This is a genomic window from Myroides sp. NP-2 (assembly GCF_014145665.1).
Classification (GTDB): Bacteria; Bacteroidota; Bacteroidia; order Flavobacteriales; family Flavobacteriaceae; genus Flavobacterium.
Genome location: NZ_JACHTD010000003.1, coordinates 81,686 through 103,617 on the forward strand (window position 1 = coordinate 81,686; position 21,932 = coordinate 103,617).

A 21,932-nucleotide genomic window follows, 5' to 3' on the forward strand; every position below is an offset into this window, starting at 1 on the left:
TGTATTATTTATTTTTATTGTGTTCAATTCGGTAGTAGTCAAAAGCAAAATGAGCGCGCAATTGAGCAATGACCGATTCTAATTCTCTCTCCTGTACCGTAAAAAGGGCGGTGGATAAGGCGTCTCCCAAAAAAGCAGTAGGCGTAATCACCCCTACTTGTGCCGTTGATACAGGATATCCCGTTCGCCCATCGAGGATATGCCCATAAGATTGCCCCTGTATAACCAATTGATTATGAGCAGAACCCGATAAGCTAAAACACGCATTCTCAATCGCAATAGTTCGCTCACATTGGTCAGGTATAAATGCAGAGGGAATATTGACTTTCCAATGCGGATGTGTAGCGTCATTTATCCCCATAATTGTACTTCCGCCAGCGTTTATAATGGCATCGGTTACTCCCCTTGCCTTTAAAAAAGCAAAGACTTGATCCACTGCATATGCCTTGATAAAAGACCCGGTTATTAACTCTTGTCCTCTGGCTATCCGCACAAAATTAGATCGAATGTCTATCTTGTGGTAACCTACCTTTTTCAGGGTATTGGCTAGATCCGTTGGAGATGGAACCCGTAGATCAGCTGTGTCTTGTTGGTAAAAACCCCAGAGGCGAATCAGGGGCATACAGCTAATATCATAACTCCCATTGGTAAGGGCAGCGATCAATTGCACTTGCTTTAACATCCCAATACACACTTCATCTACTTCAACCCATTGCCCTGCCTTTTGATTGATGCGACTAAAAAAAGAACCCGGTTGATGGGAATTGTAGCGTCGATCCAATTGGTCGAATAGCGCAAAACACTCCTCCAACAATCCCTCTCCATACACAACAGGTATTTTGATCTTCACTTGGCAGTGAAAGAGCCTTCGCGTTTGAGCGAAATATGCCTTAGAAACTGTCGGACGCATTTTCATCATCATGGTGTTCTACAGTTGTGGTTCCTCTGTTTTTTAGCGACTTGAAATTGACATTACCCACGTGTATCGTCTGAAAGTAAACGTGGTCATTTTTCCATACCCCTCGGGTTGAATCATAGGCTATCTCCTGAATTTCAAAAGGTCTATTCGAAATCATCGCTTCTTCTTGTTGTTGTTTCTCTTGGAGTGCTACTTGCTTTCTAGTCTCCTTGTACTTCTCCCAAAAACTGCGTTGCCCAAAAAGTAACAACACAATTCCCACTAGATATAAAACGAGTGACTGCGGCTTTCTGTGTATCATCTGCTAGTATTAAAACCATTTTAGGTTACAATAATACCAACTACGGATAAAAGTCAAAAGCAATACGGGTTATTCTAAAAAAGAAAATGACCAATTGCATTGGTCACGAAAGGCGGAGGCAATTTAAAGATATCCCTATCTTTGCAACAAAGAGTAGTAGCACAATGCGAGATTTTTTAGAGCGAAAATGGGCACAAGAATTGGGTATCTTGGTGTTCTCATTCATTTTATTTACCTTAAATGACTGGATACTCATTGCCAGTTGGAGGAGTCTTTTTTTGGGCTTGGTTTACTTTATGTTGCTATACGCCCATGCCCAATTGAACCGCTTTTACCTCTTACCTCTATTGGTCAAAAGGGATCGCATTTACCTTTACCTCTTTCTAACCCTTTGTTTGCTCTCGGTAACTGCCTTTTTTCTCAGTCATCTTACGCAAAGTTTTTTATATAAATCTTGCTTTTTGCATTCGAACAATTCCAAGCTCACCTTTCAATATCAATTGGGTGTTTTGTTGGGATCCAATGTTTGTATTTTGGGCACCACTCATTTTTTGGAGTATTACCGCAAACAAAAGGAAATGGCCCATCGAGAAATCATTACCAAAAAAAATGAAATCGACTTGTTAAACAAGCAGCTGAATCCCCATTTTCTCTTTAATACCCTAAATACGATTTATGGGTTGAGTATTGCGTTTCCCGATAAAACCCCTGATGCCATTATGAAAGTGTCTGAACTCTTGCGCTATCAAGTAGAAAATAGCAATAAAGATGTTGTGGCCTTAAGCGATGAGATTTCCTTTATTCAAAGCTATATCGAATTGGAACAAGAACGGGTGGGCTATCGCTGTGACCTCCGCTTTAGGTGGGATATAGACCAGGCAAACAAATATACAATCGCACCGTTGATCGTCTTTACCTTTGTGGAAAATGCCTTCAAACACGGAACCTCTACAATTGAACATTGTTTCATTCACATTGACCTACACGTCAACCAAGGCGTGTTACAACTCGATATAGTCAACCCCCTACCACTAAAATCGACAGCGCCTACCTCAACCAAAGTAGGCTTAGAAAACACAACAGCGCGCTTGCAAATGATTTACCCCAATCGACATACACTGCGCGTTTACCCAGAGGGAAATCAATTCATTACTCATCTATCAATTGACTTATAAATCATGGAACACCAACAATACAAATGCATGATTATTGACGATGAACCTGCTTCTCACTATGTCTTGCAGAGTTATATTGAAAAAAACGCCAATTTACAATTGGTCAAGCAGTGTTATAATGCTTTAGAAGCCATGGACTACATCCGTTTACACCCCGTGGATTTAATCTTCCTAGACATTGATATGCCACAAATGTCGGGCATTGAATTTTTAGAGAGCATTCCACAAGCGCCAAAAACCATTTTGACAACTGCTCATTCCCAATATGCCTTAAAAAGTTACGACTATGGCGTGTTAGATTACTTGTTAAAACCCATTTCTTTTCCTCGTTTTATCAAGGCAATTGAGCGTTTTTTATCGCTTTACCTCCCCCAAGAAGTTGAGCTACCTCCCTTGGGCATACAACTAAAAGTAGGAAAAGAAACAATTGAAATACAACAAGATACTATCAATTACATTCAGAGTTATGGCAACTATGTCAAGGTTTTTACTTGCGAAAAAGTTCATATTGTTACCACTACAACCCAAGAGATTGTGTCTCTTTTAGCTGCACAACATTTTTTGCGTATCCACAAATCTTATGTGGTAAATCTCACTAAAATAACAGCGTATACCGAACAGGACGTTTCGATACAAGGCGTTCAAATTCCCATTGGAATCACCTATAAAAGAGAACTTTACAATCGCTTGGACAAGGTGGAATAAGCGTTTTTACTTAAACTTTAGATCCTAAATCTTTACCCGATGCACTGCCCTCGAGCAAAAAAGTAAGCTCCTCACAACGGATTATCTTGCCGTCTTGAAAGGTAAACTCCGCCATCACTAAATGTTTGTGGTACGTTCCATCGCGCAAAACCGATTCTACCTGATGTTTTGTAAATACCACCTGATCCCTCACGGCAGTACTGCATACTTCTACCGCTACTCTTTCGATCAACTCTTTTAATTTTTTGATGTGTTGTTTAAAGGCCTTAAAATCCAACTGTTTCCCATCGACAACCTGTACGTAATCTGGTGAAAAATACGCTTGAATTAACGCTTCGTCATAGGTTTTACCCTCGATGATGTTGTGCAACATCTCTTGTACTCTTTTTTCCATTTTTACACGTTTGATTAAACAGTAGCAAAGGTGAAAAAATCATAGGCTACAGGCGATAACAATTGTTATCAAATAGTCGAGTGCCATTTTTTTTTCAACGCATTACAGAAGGTTTGGGTTTGTTCAGCTATCTTTGTGTATAAACACGATTCGATTATGAGTATACTATCAAAATTCACTATAGCAACAGAAGAGGGATTGCGCATTCTCTTTCAATTCAGAGAAGCTCAACTAAGAGGTATGTATGCCTCAAAAGTAAAAGAAGATCAGTTCAATCAGTACCTTAGCCAGCAATTAGATCACAAGGAAACCATTTTAGAGCTCAATGATTTAAGTACACAAATGTTGACGGTCTATCAAGACGAGATTCCTGCGGGCTATGCGATGATTAAGCAAGTGGATCAACCGGCATTGGCAGAGAACAAGGTGATCAACTTAACTTCCTTTTACCTCTTACCTGACTTTGATCAAGAAGAAGTGCGCGCTTCGCTCTGGAGTAAGACTTTGTCTTTAACGCGACAGTACGACGCCATATGGATGGAAGTTTTACAAGATAATCCGCTACTTCCGCATTACAAGGCATGGGGATTTGAGGTAGTATCACAACTACAGCTACCGCCTTTCGATCAACCGGCCTATCTTTTGGTTCGATGGAAAGACACATTATAAAAGTAAAAAAGGGAGTTTGTGAACTCCCTTTTTTACTTTTATATTTTTGCTAACGCTCGATTGATAAAATCAATTTCAGCTTCATTGAGGTCAATTTGCATGGCTTGTGCGTTGGCAACGGCTTGTTTAGCGTTACGCGCACCAGCTAAAGTAATTGTAATAGCGGGTTGCAAAGTCGTCCATCTCAAAACCAATTGAGCAAATGTTGCTCTTTTTTCTTCTGCTAAAGGGCGAATTTCCTCTAGGAAGTTTTCTACCTTTTTTAAGTCGAATTGGGCAAAGTAGCCTGAACGGTGATCTCCTTCGTCAAAGGCATTGGCTTTAAAATATTTTCCCGTTAACAGCCCTCGTTCCATTGGACTATAGGCAATGATACTCAGATCATGCGCTAAAGCATAAGGAACTAAATCTGCTTCAATACCGCGATTGAGCATACTATAGGGCACTTGATTGCTTACTATTCCCAAGGTATTTCTCGCTTCTTTTACCTGATCTACAGTATAATTACTCACCCCTGCGGATAGAATTTTTCCTTGTTGAATCAACAAGTCCATGGCTTCCATGGTTTCAGCAATGGGCGTTGTAACATCGGGCCAATGAATTTGCAATACATCGATATAATCTGTTCCCAATCGCTGTAGGCTATCTTCAACTTCTTTGATGACGCTTGCTTTACTAGCGAATTTATAAATAGCGATATCTTTTCCATTATTGTCTTGACTATTCATGACAAAAGTACCTTGAGGCGTTGCTAAGTCCCAGCGCATGCCGAACTTGGTTAGCAATTGTACTTGATCGCGGGCCATTCCCTTGATTGCTTCCCCAACGATTTCTTCACTTACCCCTTGTCCATAAATCGGGGCGGTATCAATGGTGGTTACTCCTTCGCGATGCGCAGCGATTATCGCTTCTACGGCTTCTTTTCGATCCGTACTTCCCCACATCCATCCTCCTGCTGCCCATGCACCAAAGGCAATAGCGGAAACTTCTATAGCAGAAGCACCTAATTTTCTAAATTCCATCTGTTCTGTTTTGGTTTACTTGAATACTAAACCCTAAAATCACTCGCGTTTTGGTAAGAATCATCGCTTTTCGATTTTAAGGATGTTATAAAAATAGCAAAAAAAGCGCGCAATTCCAAGAAAACAAGGGAGATATAAGAAAAACTTAACAGCCAAAACCAACAAAATCAAGCTGAAAATCAAAGAGATACCCCTGATCTCACTCTAGTTTACTCGTCTGCCAACCAAAGTGGTTTGTGCGTTAAAACCACCTCGTATATTGGGCAAGTCTCCACATGGGCTCCTTTTAAATAGCCAATACTCATTAAAAACTCATTGACAATTTCTCCTCCCGTAAAGCGAAAGTGTTTCTTAAACAATTTTACCCACTCCTCTTTCGTATTGGGGTGATGGTGTTTTAACCAGTTTTCAAAGGATCCGAATTCAACTTGCAACCCTTGAATAACCTTAGCATTTTCTATGGCAGCATTGATTTTTAATCGATTGCGAATGATTCCCGCATCTTGCATCAATCGCGCACGATCCTCTTCTGTATAAGCGGCAACGGCCGCCAGATCAAAATTGCTGTACGCCAATCGAAAGGCGTCTTCCTTTTTGAGGATGGTTTCCCAACTCAACCCCGCTTGGTTAATTTCCATCAGCAAACGCCCAAACAACTCATTGTCATCGTGTATGGGAAAGCCATAGTGGTGATCGTGATATTTTTTGTGTAGCGCTTTTCGATCGCCCGTTAATTGTTCAATGGTATCGCAATAAGACATCTTGTATAATTTTCTTGATTAATGAATAAGTGACTTCCCCTACATCCCCATCTACCGACACTTTACAGCAAAGATAAAATATCTATGCGACAACTGTTTGTCAGTTTGTTTTCAAAAAAAATAAAAAACACACCTTTTTTCTTTTTTTTAGCCTGTTGAATTCCGCCTTTACTTTTCCTTTTTTTAGCGTATTTTTGCGCTTTAATTTTTTATTGCTTTATAAAAAAATGCCACAAGAATTACAGTTACAAGTACTTCCTGAAGTTGCAGCTTCAGCCGATTTACTAACCCAACATGTTGCGCAACATATCCGAAGTACTGTTTCCGATATTCAGCACGTGACCATCCTCAAACGATCCATTGATGCTAGACAACGCGCCGTAAAAATCAACCTCAAAGTTCAGGTCTTTTTCGCGGGTGAAGAAGTCATTCACCGACACATAACTTTTCCCGTTTATAAAAACGTCAAAGACGCAAAGCGCGTAATTGTAGTTGGAGCGGGACCTGCGGGTTATTTTGCTGCCTTACAGCTCATAGAATTGGGAGTAAAACCCATCGTTATTGAGAGGGGAAAAGATGTTCGTGGCCGTCGAAGAGACTTAAAAGCCATTACAATTGAGCACCTTGTCAACCCCGATTCCAACTACTGTTTTGGTGAGGGCGGTGCAGGTACCTATTCAGATGGTAAACTATATACGCGCTCGAAGAAACGAGGCGACATCAATCGCATTTTAGAACTTCTGGTAGCCTTTGGTGCACCCCATGATATTCTCGTTGAGGCACACCCGCATATTGGCACCAATAAATTACCAAAAATCATGCAGGACATGCGCCATAAGATTGAGGAATTTGGCGGCGAGGTATTATTTGAAAAACGCGTGGTTGACTTTGTTTTAGAAGGCAATGAAATTCAAGGTGTCCTATTGGAAAATGGAGATAGGATTGAGGCGAAAAAAGTAATTCTAGCCACGGGACACTCTGCACGTGACATTTATGAATTACTCGATCGAAAAAATATCTTAATTGAAGCCAAGCCTTTTGCATTAGGCGTTCGCGCGGAACATCCTCAATCGTTAATTGATCAGATACAATATTCTTGTGACTACAGAGGGGAGTTTCTCCCACCTGCCCCCTATTCCATTGTAAAACAAGTCAATGGTAGAGGAATGTACTCTTTTTGTATGTGTCCAGGAGGTGTAATTGCTCCTTGTGCTACCGCCCCTGGTGAGGTAGTTACCAACGGTTGGTCTCCATCTAAACGCGATCAACCAACAGCGAATTCGGGTATTGTTGTCGAATTGCGCATGGAAGATTTTAAACCTTTTGAAAAATTTGGCCCTTTAGCAGGAATGGAATTTCAAAAGTCCATCGAACAAAGAGCCTTCCTATTAGCCGGTGAAACACAACGAGTTCCCGCTCAACGCATGGTCGATTTCGCTCAGAAAAAAGTGTCGAATGCTATTCCCAAAACATCCTACCTTCCAGGTACAACTTCCCTAGAACTGGGTGAGGTATTCCCTGGTTTCTTGACGGATATTATGCGAGAGGGATTTAAAGCCTTTGGACAGTCCATGAAAGGCTATTTCACCAATGACGCCATTCTTCACGCTCCAGAAAGTAGAACCTCTTCCCCTGTGCGAATCCCCCGTGACGATCGCTCTTTGGAACACCCACAAATTAAAGGACTCTATCCGTGTGGGGAAGGTGCAGGATACGCAGGCGGAATCATATCTGCCGCTATTGATGGTGAAAAATGCGCTATTCTATGCGTTGAAAGTCTATCGTAAATCATTCCTTTTCCCTATATCTAAAGTCTAGTTGTTCTCTCAACTAGACTTTTTTTATTTATATAGAAATAACCCCAATCGGGCGGATTTGAATCCGTGCGTTAGATTTTTGTTCGAGTCATGTTCGAGTCATGTTCGAGTCAGCTTCGGTAAATCGGGGGTAAACCCCCGTAAATACGCATGTTTACCGAAGAAGACCCGAAGAAAAGTAAAACAAAACCAAATAAAAAGCTGAATAACAGATGTTTGCGTTATTTATAAAGGAAGAAACAAGCCCATTTGTGCTTTTTTTTTCCAAATAATGGAAAAACGCGGAAGGTATTGCAACTTAAGGTCGCCCAATGTAGATTTATAGCGTATCCCGATCGCGCGGATGTGAATTCGTGCGTTAGATTGCGTTATAAGTTAAATTCCCTATGGCGCGGATTTGTAATCCGCTATTCTATACGTTGAAAGTCTATCGTAAATCAGTCCTTTTCCCTATATCTAAAGTCTAGTTGTTCTCTCAACTAGGCTTTTTTTCCTTATACAGAGATAATTTATGAATTTCCCTTTTCTACTAAAGATTTCACACCGCTTTATCTTTACCCCTTTCTTTATTTCCCATAGCACAGAAAATAATTCAACCTATTAACACAAAATAACAGTTTACATATTCACAAAACGCGAATTTACCGCTTTATATTATGTTAATTTATTTACTATTTAGTTAATTATTAGAAATAAAATTTAACTTGCACAGACGTAATTCTTTATATATTCAAATTAAAAAAGCTAAAAAATACACTTTTTTTGGATGATGTACTTACGTAAACCAAAATAAACCTAGGATGTTGGAAACAATATCTCAACTAATTCAATTTACTTATGAGAAAATTATCGTTTTTAGTTAGCTTTCTTTTACTTGCAACTGCAGGGCTTACATCATGTAGTAGTGATGACAACAAAGGGAGCCATAACACACCTATTACTGTAGAGCAATCAACAGGGACGTACCTTGGTGCTGTGGAGAACAAAGGAGAGTTCACTATCGTTTTAAAGACGAATAAAGGAGAATTTCACTTGAATTTCCTTTCAAAAGTAGTGGCAGAGGAAGATTTATTGGAAGCTACGCTACAACCTGAAACCTACTTAGTTGCTGAAGGAGGGATTATGTACACCCTGACCAGCAAGAGTGTGGTAAAACAAGGCGAGGCTCAGTACAAACTTATAGAAGGAGCACTTGCAGTAAGCCTTTCCAATGGAAGTTATACCTTTAAAGGGGTAGTAAAAGATGAGCAAGGAGTTGCTTATGACATCAACTTTACCCAAGTGATTGACATTGAACCCCTATACAATACGATTTATGAAGTTCAAAATGGTTGGTACTGGGGAGATAACGTATTTGATCACCCAGGTATAGCGGAATACATGACGTATTTTACACAAGGAGATACCAATCAATATGGAGAATTAGACGAAGAGGGAGATGGATACTATATTTCTGCTTCTCTTTTTGATGAAATGGCTCCAAAAGCATGGGAAGCAAAAATTCCAACCAAAACCTTTAGAGCATCTACTGAATTTGAAGTAGGGACTTTCAAAGTTGGATCAAAAGAAGCGATTGAGAATGGAGATTACGATTATTCTTTTGCCTCATTCCAACACAATGACAAAGCGGCTGGCATTCAAGAGGAACTGTACATTTTAGACGGTTCAATCAAAGTGATGGACAACGAAAAAGGGCAAGAAGTTCGCTTTAATATTGTATTAGAAAACGGGTCAAGACACCTAGGTAAATACATCGGAAAAGTAAAACAAGGCGATGAGTATACCATTTCTACCTTGAGAGCAGATAAAAGCGTTCAGCCATTAACACAGGGATTTTTAGAGTACAAAGGCAAATCACCGATCACAAATAAACCGAATAACCGTTGGAATATGTATTTATACTCAGGTACTTTAACGCCTTACCCTGGGGAGTATTTTGGTGTAGAGGGAAGTGGAGAATGGATGCGTGTAACGCTTTACACAGATGTAAACACAACGACGGATATTCCAGTTGGTGAATTCCCAATTGGAGAGGAACAAGCTGGAAATGCAGGTTTAGGTGGAGGTTCTGAACCAGGATTAGACTGGGGAACTTGGTTCTTCAAACAATCGATAAATGAAGCTGGAGAATCTGTAACATCCGATTTTGCTCCTACGCGTACAGGAACAGTAAAAGTAGAGAAAACAGGAGATCAATACACGATCACTGTCAACGCCATTGACGATAGAGAAAACAAAATTACTGCAAGCTATACAGGAGCATTACCTTTGGTAAACAACGCAAGTAGAGCTGCTACAAACCAAATAAAAGGAGTTAAAACATCCTACGGAAAAGGCAAAAAATTTGATGCTGCTAAAAACAGCAGAAACTAATTTGACTGGATCAAAATACGGAAGCCCAAGTGCAGTTGCACTTGGGCTTTTTTTATTTGTCATTCAACCAAAATACTGCTATTTATCATCTTATACTTTTATTTTTCCTTGTACTTTTGAGTATTAACCAATAAAGCTACAGCATATGCAAACAGGAAATTTTACTTGGGACAATCGAATTACACAACTAGTACAAACTAAATACCCGATCATACAAGCACCTATGTTTGGGGTAGCAACTCCTCAAATGGTTGCGGCAGCGGGCGAAATTGGCGTATTAGGCACCTTGCCTTTGGGTGATTTACCAGCGTCAAAATGCACAGCACTCATTCGAGCCACCAAACAACTTACATCTCATCCGTTTGCAGTGAATCTATTTTTAAATCCCTTGCCGGAACGCACAGCGGAATTAGAGCGTCAATATACACGGACTAAACAATTTATTGAAGACTTAGCCCAAAAATCAAATATAACAGTCAACTTAGCTCCCTATGATGAAGTACAGTATACAGATTACCGCGATCAAGTGGATGCAATTATTGCGGAAGGGTGTAAAATAGTTAGCTTCACCTTTGGCGTTTTTGACGATTCTACGATTGCCAAATTAAAGGCCCATCACATTGTACTCATCGGTACATGCACTTCCGTAGAAGAAGCCAAAGTACTAGAAAAAAAAGGAATCGATCTCATTTGTGTACAAGGAATAGAAGCAGGTGGTCACCAAGGAACATTTTTAAGTGAAACCCTACCAAAAATCGGCGGCTTATCCTTACTTGCTCAAGTGTCTGATGCGGTCCGTGTACCGTTGATTTACGCAGGTGGACTCTACAATGCCAAAACAATCTTAGCTACTAAAGCCCTTGGTGCAGAAGGATTTGCCATTGGCAGCTTATTAATGGGATCCCAAGAGAGCAATCTAGCCGAATTTGAAAAAGAAGCCTTGCGTCATGCTAAAGCCAATGATTTGGTGTTGACAAAAAGTTTTTCGGGTCGCTATGCTAGAGGATTAAACAACACCTTTACCAAGCAACTGGACCACACCGATTACATCCTACCCTATCCCTTCCAGAACAAGCTCACTGTAGCATTGAGGCGCATAGCAAAACAAAACGAAGATCCCGAGTTTTTGAGCCTATGGACGGGACAATCAAGAGGTCCCTATAGTGGGGCTTCCATTAAAGCGATTCTCACCCAACTCATTCACGAGGTGGAAACCCATAGCTCCACAACCGATTAAAAAAAAAGGCGAAGAAATTTCGCCTTTATTTTTTATCGAGCAACGGAAGATAGTCTTCATAACCTGCTGCTTTCATTTCTGCTTTGGGAATAAAGCGCAATGACGCCCCATTGATACAATAACGCAGGCCGCCCGTTTCCGCAGGACCGTCGTTAAAAACATGACCTAAATGCGCATCACCCGTTTTACTTCTCACCTCTACACGTTTCATCCCGTGACTGTTATCTGTTTTTTCAGCTATTAATTTCTTGTCAATAGGTTTTGTAAAACTCGGCCAACCACAGCCTGCATCGTACTTATCAGAAGAGATAAACAAAGGTTCACCTGTGGTAATATCTACATAAATTCCCTCGCCAAATTCCTTCCACAGCTCATTGCTATAGGCTCGTTCTGTCCCGTTATTTTGCGTTACTTCATATTGAATAGGAGTCAAGCTCTGTTTTAACACTTCCTTCTCCTGACGCTGATAAGCCTGTTTCTTTTTGGGGTTGGCATTTCGCGCATACTCAAATAAATCCGCTCCTATATGACAATAGCCCCCTGGATTTTTGTCTAAATAGTTCTGATGGTAGGTTTCTGCATCGTAAAAATTGCGCAAAGGCTCCACTTCAACTACGATTTTTTGGGTATAGGTTTGAGCTAATGCCTTAATTTTTTGCGAAATTAAGGCTTCATCTTCTGGATTAACATAATAAATTCCACTGCGGTATTGGGTCCCCACATCATTGCCTTGTCGGTTTAAGGTTGTTGGATCAATAGTCTTGAGAAACAAATCTAGTAACAATTCAAAATCAACCGTTTGTGGATCATACACTACTTTCACTGCTTCTGCAAAACCGGTATTCCCTGTGGTTACTTCTTTATATGTTGGCGCACTGGTCGTTCCATTGGCATACCCTACTGTCGTAGATAGCACGCCTCTTACCTGTTGAAAGAAGTGTTCCGTTCCCCAAAAACAACCACCTGCAAAATAGATTTCTCTTCTGTCTTTCTTCTTTCCTCTCCCTGTGTGATCAATCATTTCCTCTCTTGATTTATTGTTGTGAAACCAACTGCTATTCGCTAGTACCAATCCGCTTGCTGCTAGTATAACTATAAAAATAACTTTTTTCATGGTCCTGTATGTTAACGGTTTACCCTATCTTTATTTCTATTCGCTGCAAAGTATTGATTTTTTTACAAGTCTCTCTACAATAAAACATAAATTTAACGCTCTCACCCTATCCTCTTTTTTTCTATACATCCTCAAAAAAAATTTGGTACAAAAAGATGTTTAAAATACCTTTCACCTCCAGAAAGTAAAGCTGATTCTATACCGTTCACGGCGAATAAACCAGGTTCTACTGTCTCTGTTACCGACTTAAAAACCACAACGATGATCCCTTTTCCTCAACTAGCACTCTTTGCTTTGGCTGCTTTAGTATTAGCGATTACGCCTGGCCCTAATATGATTTATTTAATCTCGCGAACACTTGCGCAAGGCAAAAAAGCAGGACTGATGTCTTTATTTGGCGTGATGGTTGGTTTTTTATTTCACATACTACTGGTTTCTTTTGGATTAACTGCGGTTTTATTTGCGATTCCCTATGCGTACACCCTTCTAAAATGGACTGGAGCGCTGTATTTGGTATACTTAGCTTTTCAAGCCCTAAAACCCAACGGAAAAAACATCTTTGAAGTAGCGCAGACGATTCAATCAGATTCCCCGCGTAAATTGTTTTCTATTGGCTTTTTAACCAATGTGCTCAATCCCAAAGTGGCGGTTTTTTATTTGTCGCTATTTCCTCAGTTTATCAAACCCGACTATGGTCCGGTATTGGTTCAAAGTTTAACCTTAGGCACCACTCAACTACTCGTTAGCTTTTTAAATAACCTCTTGATTATTCTATTCGCCGCTAAACTCGCATCCTTTTTTCAAAAAAAACCTTTTTGGGTAAAAATACAAAAGTGGTTTATGGGCAGTGTGTTGCTTTTTCTAGCGACTAAAATGGTGTTGTCAAAAGGGAAATAGTGAACCGTAAAATGTGAACCATAAACCATAAACCAAAATACCGTATCTTGCACATGAACTAAATACTAGTATAAAAATTCAATTCACATGTCAAAAAATACCCGTACCTATACTTGGGAAGCCCCAACTGCTGTTTTAGAAGAAGCTAAAAACCTTACTGGATATGAGATCTTAGTTCGTGTACTTGAAGGTACACTACCCCAAGCCCCTACGTTAGATACCATTGGCAGTACACTACGCACGGTTGAAAAAGGACAAGCTGTTTTTGAATTACACCCTTCAGCCTTTTTATACAATCTGATTGGTACGATTCACGGGGGAGTGATCAGTACCGTATTAGATACAGCAATTGGCTGTACATTACTTACCACCCTAGCTGCAGGAGAAAGTTTTACCTCTTTGGATCTAAAAGTGAATTTCCTCAAAAAAATCACCAAAGACAGCCCTGTTTTACACACCCATACCACCATCATTCACCAAGGACGCACAACAGCCTATATGGAATCGAGATTGCTTGACCCAGAGGGAACCGTTTACGCCCATGCCGTATCTACTTGTATGATATTTAGGTAAATTCATCCTCTACCCTTTTCAATCCCTCTTCAGAATGAAGTTCAATAAAAAAATTTTCTAATTCGTTTAAGTCAAGTTTTTCAATTGCTATTCGATGCTCTTTTTTGTTATAGTCATACGAAATAGTACCATCATCATAAGCACCATACTTATCAAAAATTCGATTCATTTCTGTTACCTTTAATCGGTATTCTTGATCCGTTAACTGAAAATCTGAAGGATTCTTCGTCTTTTCGTCTTCTTTACTACACCCTGTATGAAGAATGCCTGTAATTGCCAATAAGCAAAAGAGTAATATTTTCATATGGATAAAATTTTTAATGGTTATTATTCTATAAAATTAGCAACAATAAATCAAATTAAAAATCTAAAAATCAAGTACTTACACCTAATTTCGCACTGAAATCAAACATCCTTTTTATACCAATACAAAAAGGATATTTCTTTTACTTCGCGGCCCAAATTTCAATTTCAATCGCAATTTCTGGCAATCCTAAAGCGGAAATATACGCAACGGTCATGGATGGATATTGATTTCCAAAAACGCTAATCCAGATCTGGTCAAAATATTCCCAATCGATGGTTTGTGTGGCCCAAATATTCACTTTGATTACATCTGCAGCAGTCAAGTCTTGACTAGCTAATAGAGCTTGAATATTGTCAAAAGTCAATTTTACTTGTTCATTAAAATTAGACGGAATCACGCCTTCTGCATTGATGCCAATTTGGCCTGAAAAGGTATAAAGTGTTGCATCTTTGGGAATGATAGTCACGTGAGCGTATTTTCCTACTGGGTGAGGTACATTAACAGGATTCATTCGACTGATTTTGTTTTGCATTTTTCTCTTTTTAAAATTATACTGCAAAACTAAAGCGTCATCTTTTGCTTAAATTGGATAAAACCGACAGCTTTAAAATTATTCGTCTTTGGCTGTTTTCCATTCGGGAAAGTTCGTCAATTTTTCATTCGAATACTGCAAGAACTGCGTGGGATTATTTCCTGTAAAAGCCTTAAACTCTCGAATATAATGCGATTGATCAAAATACTCTTGCTCGTAAACGAGACTAGTTAGCGTATCGAATTCTCTTGTGCGCAAGAGCGCTAAACTCGATTGAAAGCGCATAATTCTCGAAAATTGCTTGGGTGACATGCCGATATGTTGCTTGATCAATCGCTCTAATGTGCGTTCAGACAGCTGCATTTTGCGCTGAATTTCCGATAGCGATTCTCCTTGTTGTAGTAGAATTGAAGCGTATTTGGCCTTTTGATTTTCGTATTGTACCGCTTGAATTTGGTCTACTACAAAATGGGAAAGCAGTGAAATTTTCTCTTCTACTGTTTTGGCATAGCCTAATCGTTCTAAAAGTGAAGTAGAGACCAAATCGTCCAGGGGGATATTTTGATTCGTCAGTTCAAAGGCATCTACTTTAAAAATGGCTTTTAAGGCAGTCGGTTCAAAATATGCACCAATCAGGCGAAAAGGTCCGGTTATGATCTGGTTGGTATAGGTTGTAAAGGCTCCATACACATAAAGTTGAGGAGTGACTACTTCTCGTTCGTCTCGAAACAGATTGGGCGAATCTTGATAAATCAAAGCGGGAATTCCATCAGGTAGTACTTTAAACTGACGTTCCCCTTGTTGTTCTCCACTTTCTAACACCCAAAAGTAGCGGATGTATTCTTTTAAAGCGGGAATGGGTTTAATTTCTTGATATCGCATCGTCCTATGTACTTGGTAAGAGCAAAGATAGTATTTTTATCCTTGGCAGTTCCAATTGGGATAAAGCGCATCGCTACGCCAGTCTTATTCAATAACAATTACTTAACCAGTGTTTCTCTCATGCGAATCCAAACGACAATTCCCGAAAGGAGTGTAAGAAATCCCGCTAGGTGTACCGCCCATCTCAAGCCGAAATAATTACCAACAATACCCGCCATTAAAGCCCCTACAGCATAACCCATATCTCGCCAAAATCGATAAACCCCCAAGGAGGAAGCACGCCAATTGGGATGCGCCGCATCACTCACGGCAGCTAGTAAGGCAGGATACACCATTGCCGTTCCTATTCCCAATAGGATTGATCCTACTAATCCAGCAGTCAAGGGATCAAATCCCTCAATACCAATGACGATATGCCCAAGCACTTGGACGAACATACCCCAAACAATCAACGGTTTTCTACCCCACCTATCGGTCAACGGTCCTGTCACAATTTGTCCAACTCCCCAAACAATTGGATAAACAGCCTTAATCCATCCAACGCCCTCTACGCCTACTCCCATTGACATAAAAAGCAAAGGGAATACCCCCCAAGACATGCCGTCATTGAGGTTATTGATTAATCCCGCTTGCGAAATGGAAAATAGGTTTTTACTCTTCCACGATGTTTCTTTGAATACCCACCACAAACTCGGTCGTTCTTGTGGAACAGTTGCGGATTGCGCATGTAGATTGGCTTCAATTTTGGCGTAGGCACGCGTATCTTTAATCACTAAAACAGATAGGATCAAACCAAGAATTGTGTAGGCAATACCTAAGTAAAAAGGCGCGGGACGCAATCCGTAGTGGGACGCAATAATTCCCGTCAACAAGGCTGTAATCCCAACTGCGCCATAACCAGCAGCTTCATTTAATCCCATTGCCAATCCTCTGCGCTTGCTTCCCACCAAGTCAATTTTCATATTAACCGTCATCGACCACGCCAACCCTTGGCTAATACCCAACAATATATTGGCCAGTAAAATCCAATTCCACGACGGTCCATAGCCCAATAAAAAAGGAACAGGTAAACCGATGAGCCACCCCAAAACCAAAACCTTTTTACGCGTATACCGATCGGCTAATACACCAGAAACTAAATTGGTAAAAGCCTTCACTACCCCAAATGCGATGATAAAGGAAAAAATGACCACTTCCGATTGAATCCCAAACTCTTGTGTTCCTACCAAAGGAACTACTGTGCGCTCCAATCCCACCATTCCGCCAACCATCATATTGACAAGTACCAAAAGGGTGAATTGCTGCCAGTTTTCTTTTAATCCTAATTGTATAGCCTTCATAGGTTGTTTGTTTTGTTTGCTCTTTCCCACCAACTGTGGAAGGACAAATATAGCATTTCTTAACCATCTATTCAATAACTTTATTGAATAGATGGTTAAGAAATGCTTGGTCTGCTCTTTCATCGGTATTCAAAAGTGATTAAAACACAAAAGAGGCGCTAATGACGGATGCATAGGCCTCTTTTGAATATTATTTTTGCTTTTTAGTCTTCTGTTTGACGGGTGGGTAAACCTAATAATGCCCATTCGCCATACCCTTCTTCCAGGCGAATTGCTTTAAATCCCTTGCTGATTAACAAAGCAACGGCTTGATCTGCATAAACACAAAAGGGACCTCTACAGTAAACAACAAGGGTCTTTTTCTTTGTTAAGTTTTCCAGTGATTCTGCTAATCGACTGATTGGAATGGAAAGGGCATGCTCAATATGCCCCCGATGGAATTCTTCTTCCGGTCGTACGTCGAGCAATAGCACTTCTTCTCGTTCTAGCATTTCTGATAAGTTTTCAGCCTTGATCCCCTGTACAGTTGCGTTTACCTCTTGTCTGAAGTCGCCAATGGTCTTTTCTATTTCTGCATTAAACTCCATTCCAAGCGTTCGCAAGGACAGCCAAGTTTGGTATACGCTCTTACTGCTCAAGGTATACAAAACAAAATTTCCTTGTTTATTCACCTGAACTAGCGCGGCATTTTTTAAGTTTTGAAGATGCTGAGAGGTATTGGCCACAGATTGATCGATCGAAGTAGCTAGTTGTTCAACTGTAAAAGGCCCTTGGGCTAATAGATCAATGATCTCGAGTCGAACGGGGTTAGCCATAGCTTTAACTACTTTTGATAGTTCTGTATAAACGGTAGTCTTAAATGCTCTCTTATCCACAATTTACTTCTTTTACAAACGAATCACTTACTGAATACAACAAAGATACGTTATTTTGTTACGGTTTACCGTCAAGCGTACTCCTAATTCCACTTTGAAAAACTCGCCATATAGGGATCCGTAATACTACTTTTTCCGTTTTCGATATGACCAGCATATTGATACATAAAAGCCTTGTGATCTACCAAAGTAACTATAACATCATACCACCCTTTATAGTTGGCATAGTCCAATTCGATTAATTGTTCAGCCTGAGGGTCAACGGTTATTTTTTGATTTGTTTTTTCGTACACTACGTCTTGTATAAAAAACGAAAGGGGGAGGTTTGTCTTGTTTTTCAAGACGAGTTGTATCATTTGATTGGTCAGCACCCTAAAGTCAATTTCTACTTGGGGATCCGCTATATGACCCTTAAAATTGCGATAGAAGCCATTAAAACTATGTACACTAAAGTTATACAGTCCGTCTTCTAGGGCTTGTTTGTTCCAAGCATAGGTAATTGGGTCGTTTTCATCTACACTAAAATTCCAATTTCTTCCATTTTCGCCTTGAAACTTTTGATGGGAATACACTTGAAGGGGAGCCAAATACGCTTTGTTTTTCAACTGATTAGCTTCGATTTCAAAATGCATTTCTACTTCTTTGGCCTTCACTCTTATATTGGCATTGATATTATAGGGCAATCCACAGGCTTTTTTCACCCCTCTTTCTTGTTTTGGAAAAGCTTTGAGGTCATTCCACACTTGTTGCTGTTGTAGCTCAGCAGCGCTATATTGTGAGAAACCATGGGGTAGGTTTTTGTTTCGAGCAGATAAAATACGTTCTACATATTTATTGCGATCTACAAAGTCAATCTCCAATTTTTTCAAATCATTAGCTGGTTGAAACACAGAAGTCATATTACTACAGGTACCTCTTCTCCATAGAGATAAATTTTCTTCTATCACTTTTTTTCCTGTTTTTTTCTCTATGAAATACTCCAAGAACTGCAGGGTTGATGTTAAATCGCACACTTCAGAATTAACCCATCCCCCTCTGGTCCAAGGAGAAGCCACTACCATAGGCACGCGATATCCCAAGCCAATTGGGCTTGCCAAATTACTCTTGTTATCCCTTGCTTTGTCTTGTTCACGCGTCACCCATTCGTCTTGTGTATCTAAGTTTCCTGAGACTTTTCCTTGATTTTTATCTGTACTCAATGGTGGCACAAAAGGGGGTACATGGTCAAAATACCCATCATTTTCATCATATGTCAGAATAAAAATGGTTTTTTTCCACACGTCTGGATTTTTAGTCAAAATATCCAATACTTCAGATACATACCAAGCACCAAACCAAGGAGCTCCCGGATGATCTGAGAAATTACAAGGCGCAACCAACCAACTTACCATAGGCAATGCGTCTTGGTTGACGTCTTTTCTGAACTGATATAAAATATCTCCTTGTGGTACTTCAACTTTTTTTACTACTCCATTTTCCTGATATTCAATCTCTTCCAATTTGTGATAGGCGGGATCTGCTGTATTAGTAGTAAAGGCCTTGTTGTGAATATTTTGTTCAAAAGTACTCAACCTCCCAAAAGCATCTTCTCCATATTGTTCTAAGTATTGCTCTAGTTTCGCTTGCTCTTGGAGCAAGGTGTCAACAGTCGTACCTCCTTGTATTTCTTTTTGCACTTTATCTTGTAAACGCTTTAATTCCAATTGTTTGAAATGGATATGTGCTTTATGATAACGCACGTTGTACTGTTTGTAGAATTCCAGGTTATTATCTGTAAAATTCGCCAACCACGCTTCCTCTATATCCGAAAACCCGACAGGCAGGCTTAATTCATTTTGGTATACTTTCCACGAGATATTATTTTCTTCCAATCGTTCTGGATAGGTTTTCCAGCTGACGTCTTGGTAGTTGATTTGGCCATTATTGACGTGAGCTACAGAATTGGGATCGCGAGGATTCTCGCGTATAGCGCCTGCCCAAAAGTAAGAACGATTAGCGCTTGTTCCAGTCAAAGAAGAGCAAAAATGCTGATCACAAACGGTAAAAGCATCAGCAAAGGCATAGTAAAAAGGGATGTCTTCCCTTGTAAAATACCCCATAGTTAGTGGCATGTGGGCGTATTCTTTATTTCCTGGTTTCTTGGCGAGTAACCATTGATCCATTTTCCCATCATTTCTCGCTTCCACCATATCCTTCCAACTGTGGGGTAAACTACCCATCCAGGTGATTTTGGTATTTTCAATATCCAAGCGAAACGGCCCGTAAATGGAGTGATCTTGGTCTTTTTGAAACCAGACAGGCAGTTGATTCGGCTGGCGAATAACACGGGGATCATTAAATCCACGCACCCCACTTAACGTTCCGTAACAATGATCAAAAGAGCGGTTTTCTTGCATCAAAAACACCACGTGCTCCGCATCGAGAAAGGTGGTTCCTGGGTTTGCTTCAATGCTCAATGCACGCTGTATAGAAGCGGGCATGGCATTTAAAACCGTCATCCCGCCCATAAAAAGGGATGACGTTTTAATAAAATCTCTTCTTGTCGTACTCATCTTTGCTTATTTTAACCACCAACTAATTCCTCTAATATTATCTGAACCACTAAACTGACGATCCAATGCTTTTTGTAAATTCTCTTGATTTCGACTGTATTCTGAACTCGGATACTGCCATCTTGTTGGAGCGGTAACCCCTTGTTGAAGTTTAAACTCAGGGTATCCGGTGCGCAAATAATCGTAGTAAATTGTCATCCCCGCTTGGTGAAACATTATTAAATACTTTTGAGTCAAAATTTGTTTCAATTGAGACGCTATATCCCCTCCTTTATAGCGCACAGCCTCTTGTTGTACATAGCCCTCGTATTGCTCAGTACCATAGTAGTGCGCCAACCCTTTTGCGTATTGGGCGTAGTATTCAAAATTTCCTTTAATCCCCTTGAGATAAAACTCCTCTGCATTGCCAGCAATCCAACCTCTTGCTGCGGCTTCTGCTAAAATAAATTGCAATTCCGAATAGCTCAAAATCACATTTGTTTCTGTTGTTGGATCTTGGTAGTACCTATTTCTAACCTTGGAGATGTTTTTGCTTTGTACTAATTTTTCATTTTCTGCATAAGGTACAATAGGATCCCCACCGTTATATCCATTAAAATCATCTTCAGCTAATCCGTTTTCTAGGGCTGTAGCAGTGCGTTGAGCAAAGGCAAACAACCTTGGATCTTTCAACTCCTTTAATAAGTTGACAAACGTACTCGACATATACATACTAGATCCATACGAACTCGAGTTAAACTGAGGATAACGACTCCCCGCTTGATCAAAAAAGGTCAGCTGTCCATTATCTGCATTGTCCATCAATAATACCCCTTTTTGATAGATCTCATTAAAGCGCTGGGCGATATTTAGGGTCCCTACTTTTTGTTTTTTAGAAAGGGTTAAAAGGACTTTTAACTTATAGGATTCAATTAACTTTTCCCAACGATGCAAGTTTCCGTTGTAAATTATATCCCCTTGTAGGGTTGCATCCTTCTTGATTATTTGAGATGCCTGATCTAGCTCCTCTAAAATGCCAACAAATACAGCTTCTTGCTCATCGTACTTCGGAAATTGAATATCTCCTTCCCCTAGTAAGGCTTCAGAAAAGGGAATATCACCAAAGTTCATCGTCAATTCATAAAAGAAATGTGCCTTTAAGAAATGTCCAATTGCTAGGTATTCCTCTTTACCCGTTCGCGTTGCTTCATCCATCATTTTCTTGGTTTGCAGCAAATCATTATAGCGATTAAATCCCTTACTTCCCCATTTCAAATACTGATAGGTGCTTTCACCATCTGTTTGAATAATCATACGCGCTGCATATTCTTTATCAATATTCTGTAAGGAAAAAGCTGATTTTTCAATCTTAGTCAGCAGTAAATACGGATCCGTTTCTTTAATTTTATTTGGATCTTCATTCAATTTATCTAAGTCATGGCACCCTACTACGGTTAAAGCCAAGGTAATTGCATATAGTGTTTTAAGGTATTTTTTCATGATCATGG

At 39.9% G+C, this 21,932-nt stretch carries 21 protein-coding genes; 8 read left to right on the forward strand and 13 right to left on the reverse strand.

Going from position 1 to position 21,932, the window contains the following annotated elements:
* Positions 1-4: 4 nt before the first annotated feature.
* Together H4K35_RS04190 and H4K35_RS04195 are read right to left on the reverse strand one after the other, a co-directional pair.
* Complete coding sequence (locus H4K35_RS04190; protein ID WP_182626134.1) at positions 5-922, reverse strand: FAD:protein FMN transferase; 918 nt, start codon at positions 920-922, stop codon at positions 5-7.
* The gene (locus tag H4K35_RS04195) at positions 891-1,220 is read right to left on the reverse strand and encodes a hypothetical protein (protein WP_182626135.1); all 330 of its coding nucleotides are present in this window, start codon (positions 1,218-1,220) and stop codon (positions 891-893) included. Before H4K35_RS04195 ends, H4K35_RS04190 begins: the two co-directional genes overlap by 32 nt.
* A 164-nt stretch (positions 1,221-1,384) precedes the next feature.
* On the opposite strand from H4K35_RS04195, the gene H4K35_RS04200 reads away from it, so the two are divergent.
* Together H4K35_RS04200 and H4K35_RS04205 are read left to right on the forward strand one after the other, a co-directional pair.
* Positions 1,385-2,395 carry a sensor histidine kinase gene (locus H4K35_RS04200; RefSeq protein WP_182626136.1) on the forward strand — a complete coding sequence of 337 codons (1,011 nt, stop codon included), beginning with the start codon at positions 1,385-1,387 and terminating at the stop codon, positions 2,393-2,395.
* A 3-nt stretch (positions 2,396-2,398) separates the two neighbouring features.
* Positions 2,399-3,100, forward strand: a complete 702-nt coding sequence (locus H4K35_RS04205; RefSeq protein WP_182626137.1) for a LytTR family DNA-binding domain-containing protein — start codon at positions 2,399-2,401, stop codon at positions 3,098-3,100.
* Positions 3,101-3,110: 10 nt separating this feature from the next.
* On the opposite strand, the gene H4K35_RS04210 is transcribed toward H4K35_RS04205, so the two are convergent.
* Positions 3,111-3,494: a nuclear transport factor 2 family protein gene (locus H4K35_RS04210; RefSeq protein ID WP_182626138.1), complete on the reverse strand. Its 384-nt coding sequence runs from the start codon at positions 3,492-3,494 to the stop codon at positions 3,111-3,113.
* A 156-nt stretch (positions 3,495-3,650) separates the two neighbouring features.
* Here H4K35_RS04210 and H4K35_RS04215 point away from each other — a divergent pair, with 156 nt between their 5' ends.
* On the forward strand, positions 3,651-4,163 hold the full coding sequence (locus tag H4K35_RS04215; protein ID WP_182626139.1) for a hypothetical protein: 513 nt from the start codon (positions 3,651-3,653) through the stop codon (positions 4,161-4,163).
* A 38-nt stretch (positions 4,164-4,201) separates the two neighbouring features.
* Here the strand turns inward: H4K35_RS04215 and H4K35_RS04220 are convergent, their stop codons facing one another.
* Positions 4,202-5,185 (reverse strand): aldo/keto reductase, encoded by a 984-nt coding sequence (locus tag H4K35_RS04220; protein WP_182626140.1) that lies wholly within the window; start codon positions 5,183-5,185, stop codon positions 4,202-4,204.
* Between the two features lie 209 nt (positions 5,186-5,394).
* Positions 5,395-5,946 (reverse strand): DNA-3-methyladenine glycosylase I, encoded by a 552-nt coding sequence (locus H4K35_RS04225; RefSeq protein ID WP_182626141.1) that lies wholly within the window; start codon positions 5,944-5,946, stop codon positions 5,395-5,397.
* A gap of 227 nt (positions 5,947-6,173) precedes the next feature.
* Between H4K35_RS04225 and H4K35_RS04230 the strand changes: the two genes are divergently transcribed.
* The 3 genes from H4K35_RS04230 (at position 6,174) to H4K35_RS04240 (ending at position 11,373) form a co-directional block, all read left to right on the forward strand.
* The gene (locus H4K35_RS04230) at positions 6,174-7,733 is read left to right on the forward strand and encodes an NAD(P)/FAD-dependent oxidoreductase (RefSeq protein WP_182626142.1); all 1,560 of its coding nucleotides are present in this window, start codon (positions 6,174-6,176) and stop codon (positions 7,731-7,733) included.
* A gap of 867 nt (positions 7,734-8,600) precedes the next feature.
* Positions 8,601-10,136, forward strand: coding sequence for a hypothetical protein (locus tag H4K35_RS04235; RefSeq protein ID WP_182626143.1), 1,536 nt, complete (start codon positions 8,601-8,603; stop codon positions 10,134-10,136).
* A 145-nt stretch (positions 10,137-10,281) separates the two neighbouring features.
* Complete coding sequence (locus tag H4K35_RS04240; RefSeq protein ID WP_182626144.1) at positions 10,282-11,373, forward strand: nitronate monooxygenase family protein; 1,092 nt, start codon at positions 10,282-10,284, stop codon at positions 11,371-11,373.
* Positions 11,374-11,398: 25 nt separating this feature from the next.
* Here H4K35_RS04240 and msrB read toward each other — a convergent pair whose 3' ends face one another.
* Complete coding sequence (gene msrB, locus H4K35_RS04245; RefSeq protein ID WP_255492366.1) at positions 11,399-12,394, reverse strand: peptide-methionine (R)-S-oxide reductase MsrB; 996 nt, start codon at positions 12,392-12,394, stop codon at positions 11,399-11,401.
* Between the two features lie 354 nt (positions 12,395-12,748).
* Between msrB and H4K35_RS04250 the strand changes: the two genes are divergently transcribed.
* The gene (locus H4K35_RS04250; RefSeq protein WP_182626146.1) at positions 12,749-13,384 is read left to right on the forward strand and encodes a LysE family translocator; all 636 of its coding nucleotides are present in this window, start codon (positions 12,749-12,751) and stop codon (positions 13,382-13,384) included.
* A gap of 87 nt (positions 13,385-13,471) precedes the next feature.
* On the forward strand, positions 13,472-13,957 hold the full coding sequence (locus tag H4K35_RS04255; protein ID WP_182626147.1) for a PaaI family thioesterase: 486 nt from the start codon (positions 13,472-13,474) through the stop codon (positions 13,955-13,957).
* On the opposite strand, the gene H4K35_RS04260 is transcribed toward H4K35_RS04255, so the two are convergent.
* The 7 genes from H4K35_RS04260 to H4K35_RS04290 all read right to left on the reverse strand — a co-directional run bounded on the left by H4K35_RS04260 (position 13,950) and on the right by H4K35_RS04290 (position 21,924).
* Positions 13,950-14,261: a hypothetical protein gene (locus H4K35_RS04260; protein ID WP_255492361.1), complete on the reverse strand. Its 312-nt coding sequence runs from the start codon at positions 14,259-14,261 to the stop codon at positions 13,950-13,952. The two genes, H4K35_RS04255 and H4K35_RS04260, sit on opposite strands and share 8 nt — an antisense overlap.
* Positions 14,262-14,403: 142 nt before the next feature.
* A complete protein-coding gene (locus H4K35_RS04265) occupies positions 14,404-14,796 on the reverse strand; it encodes a RidA family protein (RefSeq protein ID WP_182626148.1) in 393 nt (130 codons plus the stop codon).
* 78 nt (positions 14,797-14,874) lie between these two features.
* Positions 14,875-15,678, reverse strand: coding sequence for a helix-turn-helix domain-containing protein (locus H4K35_RS04270; protein ID WP_182626149.1), 804 nt, complete (start codon positions 15,676-15,678; stop codon positions 14,875-14,877).
* Between the two features lie 98 nt (positions 15,679-15,776).
* Positions 15,777-17,018: an MFS transporter gene (locus tag H4K35_RS04275; RefSeq protein ID WP_182626150.1), complete on the reverse strand. Its 1,242-nt coding sequence runs from the start codon at positions 17,016-17,018 to the stop codon at positions 15,777-15,779.
* A 203-nt stretch (positions 17,019-17,221) separates the two neighbouring features.
* Positions 17,222-17,893, reverse strand: a complete 672-nt coding sequence (locus H4K35_RS15880; protein WP_286466431.1) for a metalloregulator ArsR/SmtB family transcription factor — start codon at positions 17,891-17,893, stop codon at positions 17,222-17,224.
* Between the two features lie 83 nt (positions 17,894-17,976).
* Complete coding sequence (locus tag H4K35_RS04285; protein WP_182626151.1) at positions 17,977-20,445, reverse strand: phosphocholine-specific phospholipase C; 2,469 nt, start codon at positions 20,443-20,445, stop codon at positions 17,977-17,979.
* A 6-nt stretch (positions 20,446-20,451) separates the two neighbouring features.
* On the reverse strand, positions 20,452-21,924 hold the full coding sequence (locus H4K35_RS04290) for a SusD/RagB family nutrient-binding outer membrane lipoprotein (protein WP_182626152.1): 1,473 nt from the start codon (positions 21,922-21,924) through the stop codon (positions 20,452-20,454).
* Positions 21,925-21,932: the final 8 nt, after the last annotated feature.